Here is a 10,470-nt window from a genome sequence, read left to right as displayed (position 1 = left end):
CGATCAAGCCCGTCAAGAGCAAACGGCAGCGGCGACCCTCTGTCTTCGGACCCGAGTACGACATCTCACCACGTCACAGCAGTATCGAGGTACCTAACGGGCATCCCGGGACCGGGCGCCGCCGCTGACAGTGCTCGCGCTGGGTGATCAGGTGGTATCCCGCGTGTGTCCCTCGCCTTCGGTGTTCCAATCGCGCAGATCCGGTGGGTTGAGGGCGTCCCAAACACTCGCGTAGACCTCAGACACCAAAGGCCATACCATGTGTAGACCGTCCTCGACGGAGTCGACGGCTGCGGCGAGATCGCCGCAGATGACGAACTCGTGGGGGATCACACGACCTGCTGAGTCTTGACGCCCGAGCGGATCTGGAAAGCGCAGCGCGACTTGTCCGCCGTGGCGACGCCATGCGGTCGGCGCGCTCTGGAGATCCCCAAAAGCGCGTTCGTAGTCCGAGAGCGGATCGCCGAGTCCGGCGTTCAATAGAAACCGAAAGCCCCAGGTCCGACCCCGGGTGGCCCAGATCAAGCTGTCGTACTGCGGAGTATTCACTTCGGGTTCTTGATCACTTTGTCGTTGACGCCCTGTTCGAGGTCCAGCTTGAACTGCGTCAGGGTCGCTCGCAGATAGTCGTGCTTCGCCCGGGCCTGCGCGTTCATTTCCTTGAGTTTCGGTCCTGCCAACTGGACTGCTTCTGTCAGGATCGGCAGCGCAATCGCGGCGGCCTTACCTACCCTGGGCATCCTGGCCAGAAACTTCTCGACAGGCGCAAATTTCCCACCAGCTAGGCCAACTGCCAGCAACTCGGCACCGTCGGCAAGCGAGTCGAGCACCTTAAGAGGAATTTGATATCTCCCTTGCCATTGCACACGACGCTCCATCGGAAGAATAGACGCCACAGGAAGTACGAGATCGAGACCAACACGCTGTGTGAGGTCGATGTCGACCGCCTTCGGACCGTCGGACTTGAGTTCAAACTTGGCGGAAGAGAGCAGCATGAAGTCTTCGCCGATGGAAAGGGCCTCGGGAGTCTTGATGAGTTCGGCGACGGTCGACCGAAGGCGCTCGATGTCCTCCCCCGCCGTGAGGATGACCAGATCGCGGAACGTATCGACGTTCCAGTCTGGGAAAAGATCAGCTTTCGACAAGGCCAATATCCACACTCGGGGGAACTCGACAATGGGCCCGTCCGCCAGCAGATCGTCCTTCAGATGCAGAAGCCCATTGCGGAAGTTGAACATGAGTGACTTGAGATACCGCTCTTCCTCACCGGGGTACTCAAGTAACTTCTGTCCGTCTACCAGCAGAATTGCTACGTCGGAACGAAGCAGAGAGCGAAAACTGTCGATACGTCTGTTGCTCTCCTCTGCACTGCTGGGTTCGGTCTCGAACCAGTCGCCGGGGTAGTCGTGCCAAGCGAGCCTAAGGACGTCGAAGGGCCTTTTCTTGGCCGCGTCATTGTCTCCGCCTTTCAACCGGACGGAAAAGTAGTAGGTCGTGGACTTGAAGCGGGTGGTAATCGGCGCCATCGCTCGGTCTCGCATGCCGAGGTAATTTTGGTAGAGCCGACTCCCCTGGCCCATGTCGTCAGCTACGAGATCCCAGAGATCGTTCTTGTACGACCCCTCTTGGGTCGGGCCGAAGAACGACGAAACCAGAACCGTCTTGCCCGACCCGCTCTCGCCGAAGACGGCTATGTGCTGCTCGCGAACTCTTGGGTACTTGGCCATGCCAGGACGGTACAACACGCGTCTGCCAGCACAGCAGCGAAAGGGCAGCTGACCGGCCCGGGCAGGTCCGTCCTGCGGTCGTCGAGCCGGTCAAGGTCGGCGGCGGAGAACCCCGACGGCTCCACCCCTTAACGCGATTGACTATCTCGAGGGCCGACATCAAGTGTTCCGCGGAACACTCAGCAGCGTCTCCCGGATCGCAGCGGCGCTCCCACCTAGGTCCACGGTCAAGAACCGATAGCGATGCCCTTGGATTGTCGCCGATTCATCGACGTGCTGCCCGACCACTGGATATAGCAGCACGCCTTCGGCTGTCGTCGACAGAGCGTCGTTGCCGTGCTGCGATTGCACATACGCATAGAGCTGGAAAATGTGATCGCGGGAAAGCTTGTGAGCGCCGAACTGATTCGGCTTGAGCGCGTCAGCGAACTTGGTTTCCACGATGATGCGCCGCGACTCCGACTGCAGCAGGGTGTCGGTCTTCATGATCGGTAGCACGGCCGCCAGGCCACTGCTCGGGTCGGTGACCTGCCAGTGGTGTTGGACCTCGCCCGGGGCCACCGACCACCCAGCCGGTAACACTGCTCGGTAGAAGCCGCGAACGGCAGCCTCGTAGAGAGTGCGGATCTCCGCGGCTTCACGTTCGGGTTCGCGGTTGTGTTGCGTGCCTGATTCTTCTGCAGGAACAACCATTTGGATGAGGAGTCGTGCCGCGTCGAGTGCTTCGGCATCGTCCTGCTCGTTACGTCCCAGGGTCAGTTGCGCGGCCTCGCGCTGGGTCACCGATTTCGTCGAAACGCCATACTGCGCGAGGGTCTCGGCGAGACCGCGGGCTCGGCGTTCCAGGGTCAAATCACTGACGTGGCGCGCCGCGAGAATAAGTGCGGTCCGCAGCACACGGTTGCGGAGGTTGTCAACAGATAGTTCGTCGAAGCTGCAGGCGACACGACCCTGCGCAAGCAGCATCTTCGACTCGGTGGTGAGGACATCGATCTGGCCGCGCACCCGGGTCAATGTGGCTGAGCAGGATCGATACTGTCGCCCGAGGCTCCGTTGCAGGCGACGCTCGGCGGCGACGACCAGAATTTCGGACACCAGAACGAACAGCTCGTCAGGGTTGGCCTCAACACTGCTACTGCGTAAGTCCTGGTCGCGTTGATAGAGCCGGGAGGCGTACAGCATCAGCAGCCAGAGATTACGCACCGGGATCGCGGTGCTGCCACTGATGATGACCCCCGGCGCGGTCATTACGCGCCGATCAGCTTCGCGGTCTCGGTCTCGACTCTGGTGAGGTCGTCGAACCAGTACTCGCCCAGCAGAGGACGGATCTCCTGCTCGACGACGCCACGCAACCACGCCGACGCGTCGTTGATCGGTGCGTCGGTAGTGGGAGTGAAGAAGCTGTGGCCGATGCAGTATTGCGCACCGAGTGAACGGTCGTCCGCGATCTGAGCGTTGAGCGCGCCTATCCGTGTAGCGAGCCCGGTCAGGACGGTCTTGTCGATGCCGTTGCGCGTGCTCACCCACTCCTGCCACGCAGCGTTGAACTGCGGCGACAGATCGGCGAAGGCGAACCGTCGACGAAGCGCGAAGTCGACAATTGCCAGCGAACGGTCGGCGAGATTCATCGTGCCGATGAGGTAGAGATTCTCGGGGATATACGTCGGTTCCTCGTTGGGCTTGCGGTATGCGAGGGTGAGGGATTCGGAGGCGTCGCGCTTATCGGCTTCGAGAAGGGTTAGTAGCTCACCGAAGATCTGAGCGAGGTTGCCGCGATTGATCTCCTCGATGACCATAACGTGCTTCTTGCCGGGCTCGGCTACCGCGTCCTTGATGATGCCGAGGAAAAGCCCGTCCATCAGCCTCAGTGTGCCGTCACCGCTTGGTCGCCACCCGCGGACGAAGTCCTCGTAGGAGATAGTCGGATGGAACTGCACCGACTGCAGCAACTCTGCGGAACCGCTGCCGATGAGGGCGCGACCCAACCGCTTCGCCAACCATGTCTTACCGGTCCCGGGAGGACCTTGAAGGATGAGGTTCTTCTTTCGCTCGAGCGCAGTCAGGTGGTTCACGAGGCTCGAGCGTGCGTAGAAGCACCCGTCGGCGATGATGTCGTCGACTCCGTAGGTTGGAACTGACGGGGTCTCCTCTTCTGTCGTCTCGTCTTCGCCCTCCTCGACTACGTCGGGGGCGTCGTCTCCAAACCGATCAATCCAGAACTCAGAATTGCGAAACTCGTCATAATCCTGTTCGGCGCCATGGAAGGCAAAGTCGATGAGGGACTTCGACTTCCAATCCAGAGGCTTAACCCTCCATACAGTCTGCTGGTTGGTGTAGAAGTACCATTCGCGAATAGACTCCGACGGAGACCAGTCCACATCGATGCGGTAACCGTCGCCGTAGTTGTGCCTGATCGTACCGACGGCCTTCACCGCCATCACCGAGACGCGATTCCCCTTCGTCTCGAATGGTAGATCGTGTTTACGCGTGAACGCAGCCTTGATCGCTATACGCTCGCCTGGCTTCATCGCTTTTACGAGATCGAGGTACTTTCCCTCGTTCCCGTTGACCCACTGACCCTCGTCGACGAACCGCTGGGTCTGGTCTCCGAGCGGACCGTCGTAACCGTCAATGTCAGCAAAAAAAGCGCCGACAAACCAGGTGGAGTCGAGGTTGTCAGGCGGGACGTTGACCGAAACAGTCGATCGACGCTTCTTCGGGATGTACTCTTGGTAGGCGGGTATCGCCTTGAGGTCGGCTTCTGTGATCTCGATCGGGTGGTCGCGCAGCATCTTGTGCCCGAGCTCCGTGATCTGAGATTCGCCGTTCTTGACCTTCTCGACCGCCCGGGCACGTGTGACGAACGAGAGTGCCCAACCGATGCGGTTGTCCACCTTCCCTTGCCCCGAGTTCAGCGTTACGGCCAGCTGCTCGTCGCCCAGCTCCCCGCGATCGATCACAGCCTGCTTGAGTGCAGCGGTCTTCCATATCTTGCCGTCACTCAGCACCTCCAACACAGGTCGGGCGAACTTCGGCCACGGGGGAACGACGGGTTCGTTGCTGCTCAAAGCTCACCTCGGAACGCACGTGATTGAAGGGAACCAAAGAGGGAATCCAGCTCAGACGAGGAACTCGCGAGTACTTTTTCATGGCCTGCCAGACTGGCGGTCAACGTAGCGAACTCCGCCTGCATCTCAAGCGGCGGCACTTGTATCGGCATCGACTTGATGATTCCCATATTCAGACCCGCCATGATCGCCCCTTTAACCGTTCTAGCCAGGTAGTTCCTCGCGACCGGATGGTGCAGGAAATATGAGTGCAAGAATGCCGATTGCACGATTGATGCATCGGGAGTAATACAGCACAGATGCTTGGTATTGATCGCGACTGGAGTATCGTCAGGCACAATTGCGCATCGCCCGTTGGTGCCCATAATCGTGATGAGCACATCGCCCGGATAAACCGTGTACCTCTTCAGCTGGTCATACTTATCGTAGGTGATGAATCTTGGCTTCCCCCATTTGAACCTATTTTCTACCGCGTTGTCGATGCCAAGAACTGGCACGCCTGCATCCGTAAATTCATCGTGAAGGAGCTGACTTCCGAACGGGCCCGTTCGGATGGCACCCTTCGAACTTGAAGCAACGTCAGCAATCGTCATGCGTGGCCAAGATGGCGCTGGATCACCGAACATGTTTAGGAAGGCGGAAGTTGCTAACTCCTGCACCCTTATCGCGCTGACAGCGCGCCTGGTGCGGAGGGCGTCGGCGTGGTCGAGGATAGCTGCGATGCGGCGTTGTTCGGGGAGGGACGGTAGCGGGACTTCGAGCGCCTTCACGAAGTCGACAGGAACCCGTCGCTGTCCACCGCTACCAGTCATTCTCCGCTCACCATCTACCAGAAACTCTTTACGACGCAGGAAGTGCAGGAGATAGCGCTGATCTACAATCTGGCGATCTCCGCGGATAACGTGAAACTCTGTCGACCCCATTCCTTGTCGGTTATGGAGCTTTGCCTGGGCTATCTTTCCATTCTGGAAGCAAGGGGTTATCTTGGCTAGCAGAATGTCGCCATCAACGAACGGAGTGTATCCCTTCCGCACCTCCGAGAACTCGCGATCAACTCCGGAGGAGGTGGTACCGTCCTCGCGTATATCCGCCATACCCAGGAAGGAAACCGGACCATTCGGAATCGCGGACAAGCGAGGGTTTATCTCGGCAATGTCACCAAGCTGAGCGCTACTCGTTGTCATTCCGCACCCTTAGCCAGCATCTGCCGAAGCTCTGCGAGTCCGGACTGGATGTCTAACTCGACCTTCTCGAGTTCGTCGAGGATCTCCTCAGGGGCTCGATGCTCGACCTCTTCGTGCACGATCTCCTTGTAGCGGTTGAGACTGAGGTCGTAGCCCTGCTCCTCGATAGTGTTCCGCGGAACACAGAAGGACTGTTCCGTGCGAGCACGCTTGAGCTCGGAGCCATCGCGGTCAGACCACCGTCGCAGAACATCGGGCAAGTTGTTCTTCACGTGGTCGCCGTCGGAAAGATCGGCAAATGGTCCGAGCTTGTCCGAGTCCAACAACGGCGACCGCTTGTCGTCGAGCGAATATCCGTCGGCCTGGATGTCGTAGAACCAGACGTCCTCGGTGCCGCCGGAGTTGGTCTTGGTGAAGAACAGGATTGCGGTGGAGACGCCGGCGTATGGCTTGAAGACACCGGACGGGAGTTTCACCACGGCGTCGAGCTTGTGGTCATCGACGAGCATCTGTCGGAGTGTCTTGTGCGCCTTCGTCGATCCGAACAGCACACCATCGGGAACGATGACCGCGGCACGACCGCCAGGCTTCAAGAGCCTAAGGAACAGGGCGAGGAACAGCAGTTCAGTCTTCTTGGTCTTGACTATCTGTTGCAGGTCCTTGGCGGTGTTCTCGTAGTCGAGGCTACCGGCGAACGGCGGGTTCGCCAGGATCATCGAGTACGCGCCGGCGTCACCGGTGTTGGCTTCCGCCAACGAGTCCCGGTAGCGAATGTCTGGTTGCTCGACACCGTGCAGCAGCATGTTCATCGAACCAATACGCAACATGGTGTGGTCGAAGTCGAAACCGTGGAACATGTCGTTGTGAAAGTGCTCGGCTATCTTGCCCGAGTTGATCTCCTCGGCGTGGTGCTCGCGCATGTACTCGGTTGCAGCCACAAGAAATCCACATGTGCCTGAGGCCGGATCGACGATGGTGTCGCCGGGCTCGGGTGCCATCATCTCAACCATCAACTTGATGATGTGACGAGGCGTACGGAACTGGCCGTTCTGCCCGGAACTCGCGATCTTGGCGAGCATGTACTCGTAGACGTCACCCTTGGTGTCGAGATCGCGCATTTCGATCTTGTCGAGCAGGTCCACCACCTTGACCAACATCGCCGCGTTGGGGATCTGCAGGCGCGCGTCCTTCATGAAGTGCGCGTACGTGGAGTCCTCGTCGCGCATCGTCTGGATGAACGGGAAGACCTTCTTGTCCACGGTCTCGAACATCTCGTCGGCGGAGTAGTTCTTGAAGACCGACCATCTAAGTTCTTCGCGATCAACCGGGAATGGGTTGTCCTGTATGGGCTTCTTCGTCAAGTTCGCGCGGTTCAGGGCGCGCGTCTGCTCGTCGTCGAGGCGGCGGATGAACAGCAAGAAGGTGATCTGCTCCATCACCTGCAACGGGTTGGCAATGCCACCCGACCAGAACGCGTCCCAGACCGCGTCGACCTTGCTCTTCTGCTCTCCGGTGATCACTGAATGCACTCCGTACCGTTGTTGGCGAAACCCGAACAGAACTGTATAGCGGAGGGTTGTGACAGTGGTGGGTAGTTCGACCCTTAGGGGACTTGGGCGATTGTCTTACGAACCCTTCGAGGCTCGTCGCTTACGCTCCTCGCACCTCAGGGAGCAGGGGGCGGGCACCTCAGGGAGCGGAAGGCAGGCAACTCGGGAGCACGCACTCAGGCGTCGGTACCGACGCCCTTCAGGCCGCGCCAGGTGATGCCGACGAGGAGGTTGGTGGCCTTCTCGAGGTCGACGTCGCCCTCGGTGATGCGGTCGGCGACGGCCTCGGCGGCGCCGACGATCGCGACGGCGGTGAGTTCGAAGTCGATGTCGCTGTCGACCTCGACGGTCGTGCCCGCCTTGATCAGCTGGGCGACCATCTCGGTGACCCGCTGGCGGCTCTCGGAGACGATGCCGGCGAAACCGGCGGTGCCGATGGCGACGCGGTACAGCACCCGCCAGGACTGCCGGTGCTCGTGCACGAAGCGGAGAAACTCGCGGATCACCGTGACGGCCTGCTCACGCTGCGACAGCGACGGGTCGAAACCGACGCTCATCGCGTCGATGAACAGACCGGACTCGCGGGCGATGCACGCACTGAACAGTTCGTCCTTCGAGCCGTAGTACAAGTACAGCATCGGCTTGGAGATCTGCGCCTCGGATGCAATGGCGTCCATCGAGGTCTCGCGAAAACCGTTCTGCGCGAACACCTTGACGGCAGCATCGAGCATCTGTTGCTCGCGCACCGCGCGGGGCAGGCGCTTGGTTCCGCCCGACATGACCGCCACCTCCGTTCACGACAACCGTTCCGACCGACGATATCAACAACTTACCAATCGGTAAGGTGAAACCCCCGTCGACGCGGGGTCTCAGCAGGTCAACAGTTCACCACACCCTTGGACCGCAGGATGCGCACGACCTTGTCGTCGAGGCGGGCCGGCGCGAGGCGACCGGACGACACCGCACGCTCCAGGTTGTCGAGCACCGAACCGACACGGTCGGTGGACAGCCACAGCGCAACGTCGCCACCGGCGAGGATGAACTTCTCCACCGCCTGCTCGATGGGGTACTGCGCGCTGATCGCCGCCATGCCCGACAGGTCGTCGGAGTAGATCACACCGTTGAACCGCGGACCGTCGTAGCCGACGCCGGTGCGCAGCATCTGGATCGCGGGTCGGCTGATGCTGGCGGGCAACCCCTTCGTCAGACCCGGGACGATCAGGTGGCCGACCATCGCGCCCGCGGTCCCGGGGTCGCGCAGGAGAGTCCGGAACGGCACGAGATCGCTGTCCTGCAGCTCGGCGAGCGACGGGACCGTCACGACACCGAGGTGCGAGTCACCCGAGCCGTGCCCGTGTCCCGGAAAGTGCTTGTACACCGGCGTGATTCCCGCGTCGGCCAGTCCTGCCGCATAGGCGCCCGCGTACTCGGTCACGACCGCCGGGTCGTTGCTGAAGGACCGGTCGCCGATCACCTCGTTGTCGGACTCGTCGCTCACGTCGGCGACCGGCGCGAAATCGACGGTGACACCGAGGCGCTTGAGCTTGCGGCCCACATCCGCCGCGATCGCGCGCACCTGCTCGGGCGTCTTGGTCTGGGCGAGTTCACGGGCCGAGGCGTGGTCGATGCCGAGCGCGGACAGGCGCGACACCCGCCCGCCCTCCTGATCGACGGTGACCATCAGCGGGATCGGCGAGTTCTGCGAAATACGTGCTGCCGCACCGCTCGTCAGAATCGCCTTGTCGGTCCAGCTCCCGACGAAGATCCCGCCGATCTCCTCGTTCTCGACGATCTGCTGCGCGTCGGCCGCCCCGGTGACGCCGACGACGATCAGCTGCGCCAGCTTCTGGCGTACGGACAGTTTCGCGAGTTCGCTTGCACCACAACTGTTTGCGACCGGAACGGTCGTCGGCGACGCCGACGAAGACGTCGAAGCGAGCGACGACGCCGAGTACGAGGGAGTCGGTGGCGGTGAGTCCGGCATCGACGACGCGCACGCCGCCAGCGCCGCGCACAGTACGGCGACCGTCCCTGTCGTCATCGCATTCCGGATCCGGTTGTCACGGATCCCTTCACGACGAATCCGCCGGGGTCTGCGAGTTGGGCCCATGGCACGAGTCTGGCATGTAGTCTGAGCCAATGGACGTGGGGTCCGATTCGTCCGGGTCCGCCACCGCCGGGCGCGGTAGCGGCGGCAACAGTGCCGCACAAACACTGATGATCGCCTATGACGGGTCCCCGAACGCCGACCGCGCCATTCGCTACGCCGGACAATTCCTCCTCGCGCAATCCGCAGTGGTCGTCACCGCCTGGCAGCCCGGCGGCATGACGCCGGCACGTATGTCCACCCTCGCCGGCGGGATGCAGCCGTTCATCGACACCCAACTCGACGCCGGCGTCGACCAGGCGCTCGAAGACGAAGCCGCCTCGATCAACGAGCGCGGCGTGACACTCGCCGCCGAGTGCGGACTGACCGCACGCGGATCGCTCGTGGAGGTGGAGTCGACGGTGTGGGGTGCGCTCGTCGCCGCCGCCGAAGCGCTCGACGTCGATCTCCTGGTCACCGGCACCCGCGGGGCGTCGGGACTGAAGGCACTGCTGCGGTCCAGCGTCGCCGAGAGGGTCCTCAAACATTGCCATCGGCCGGTGTTCATCGTGCCCGCGAAGTGCGAGAAAGAACCGCAGGTCACGTTGTAGGGGATCTCTGCCGGGCAGGGATCTCTGCCGAGGTCACCAAGTGGCTTCGACACGGCGCCTCGCTTCGCTCGGGGCCGGCTCAACCAGCGGGGGGTGGCTTCGACACGGCGCCTCGCTCCGCTCGGAGCCGGCTCAACCAGCGGGGGCGGCACACCCGCCGGGCCGAGCGTCCCCACCTGACGGCCGAGCTAGTCGAGGTCACCAAGTGGCTTCGACACGGCGCCTCGCTCCGCTCGGAGCCGGC

Annotated in this window: 9 protein-coding genes; 1 reads left to right on the top strand and 8 read right to left on the bottom strand. The window is 61.6% G+C overall.

Going from position 1 to position 10,470, the window contains the following annotated elements; translation table 11 throughout:
* Positions 1-147 precede the first annotated feature (147 nt).
* The 8 genes from Q9R39_RS11010 to Q9R39_RS10975 form a co-directional block, all read right to left on the bottom strand.
* Positions 148-549 carry a hypothetical protein gene (locus Q9R39_RS11010; protein ID WP_311277481.1) on the bottom strand — a complete coding sequence of 134 codons (402 nt, stop codon included), beginning with the start codon at positions 547-549 and terminating at the stop codon, positions 148-150.
* Positions 546-1,727 (bottom strand): ATP/GTP-binding protein, encoded by a 1,182-nt coding sequence (locus Q9R39_RS11005; protein WP_311277480.1) that lies wholly within the window; start codon positions 1,725-1,727, stop codon positions 546-548. Before Q9R39_RS11005 ends, Q9R39_RS11010 begins: the two co-directional genes overlap by 4 nt.
* Before the next feature lie 159 nt (positions 1,728-1,886).
* Positions 1,887-2,975, bottom strand: a complete 1,089-nt coding sequence (gene mcrC / locus Q9R39_RS11000) for a 5-methylcytosine-specific restriction endonuclease system specificity protein McrC (protein ID WP_311277479.1) — start codon at positions 2,973-2,975, stop codon at positions 1,887-1,889.
* Positions 2,975-4,795 carry an AAA family ATPase gene (locus Q9R39_RS10995; RefSeq protein ID WP_311277478.1) on the bottom strand — a complete coding sequence of 607 codons (1,821 nt, stop codon included), beginning with the start codon at positions 4,793-4,795 and terminating at the stop codon, positions 2,975-2,977. Before Q9R39_RS10995 ends, mcrC begins: the two co-directional genes overlap by 1 nt.
* Positions 4,792-5,979, bottom strand: coding sequence for a restriction endonuclease subunit S (locus tag Q9R39_RS10990; RefSeq protein WP_311277477.1), 1,188 nt, complete (start codon positions 5,977-5,979; stop codon positions 4,792-4,794). Before Q9R39_RS10990 ends, Q9R39_RS10995 begins: the two co-directional genes overlap by 4 nt.
* Positions 5,976-7,499: a class I SAM-dependent DNA methyltransferase gene (locus Q9R39_RS10985; protein WP_311277476.1), complete on the bottom strand. Its 1,524-nt coding sequence runs from the start codon at positions 7,497-7,499 to the stop codon at positions 5,976-5,978. Before Q9R39_RS10985 ends, Q9R39_RS10990 begins: the two co-directional genes overlap by 4 nt.
* A gap of 206 nt (positions 7,500-7,705) precedes the next feature.
* On the bottom strand, positions 7,706-8,308 hold the full coding sequence (locus Q9R39_RS10980) for a TetR/AcrR family transcriptional regulator (protein WP_078113297.1): 603 nt from the start codon (positions 8,306-8,308) through the stop codon (positions 7,706-7,708).
* Between the two features lie 98 nt (positions 8,309-8,406).
* Positions 8,407-9,570, bottom strand: a complete 1,164-nt coding sequence (locus tag Q9R39_RS10975; RefSeq protein WP_311277475.1) for a glycoside hydrolase family 3 N-terminal domain-containing protein — start codon at positions 9,568-9,570, stop codon at positions 8,407-8,409.
* 98 nt (positions 9,571-9,668) lie between these two features.
* Between Q9R39_RS10975 and Q9R39_RS10970 the strand changes: the two genes are divergently transcribed.
* Positions 9,669-10,226: a universal stress protein gene (locus tag Q9R39_RS10970; protein ID WP_265968519.1), complete on the top strand. Its 558-nt coding sequence runs from the start codon at positions 9,669-9,671 to the stop codon at positions 10,224-10,226.
* Positions 10,227-10,470: the final 244 nt, after the last annotated feature.

This window comes from Gordonia sp. AC31 (assembly GCF_031844505.1).
In the GTDB taxonomy this organism is placed as follows: Bacteria; Actinomycetota; Actinomycetes; order Mycobacteriales; family Mycobacteriaceae; genus Gordonia; species Gordonia hongkongensis.
This window is presented reverse-complemented; position numbering and strand designations above follow the sequence as displayed.

Excerpts from the sequence above, each read along its gene's own strand:
- Q9R39_RS11005 (WP_311277480.1), bottom strand. The coding sequence starts at position 1,727 with ATGGCCAAGTACCCAAGAGTTCGCGAGCAGCACATAGCCGTCTTCGGC.
- Q9R39_RS10990 (WP_311277477.1), bottom strand. The coding sequence starts at position 5,979 with ATGACAACGAGTAGCGCTCAGCTTGGTGACATTGCCGAGATAAACCCT.
- Q9R39_RS10980 (WP_078113297.1), bottom strand. The coding sequence starts at position 8,308 with ATGTCGGGCGGAACCAAGCGCCTGCCCCGCGCGGTGCGCGAGCAACAG.
- mcrC (WP_311277479.1), bottom strand. The coding sequence starts at position 2,975 with ATGACCGCGCCGGGGGTCATCATCAGTGGCAGCACCGCGATCCCGGTG.
- Q9R39_RS10975 (WP_311277475.1), bottom strand. The coding sequence starts at position 9,570 with ATGACGACAGGGACGGTCGCCGTACTGTGCGCGGCGCTGGCGGCGTGC.
- Q9R39_RS10970 (WP_265968519.1), top strand. The coding sequence starts at position 9,669 with ATGGACGTGGGGTCCGATTCGTCCGGGTCCGCCACCGCCGGGCGCGGT.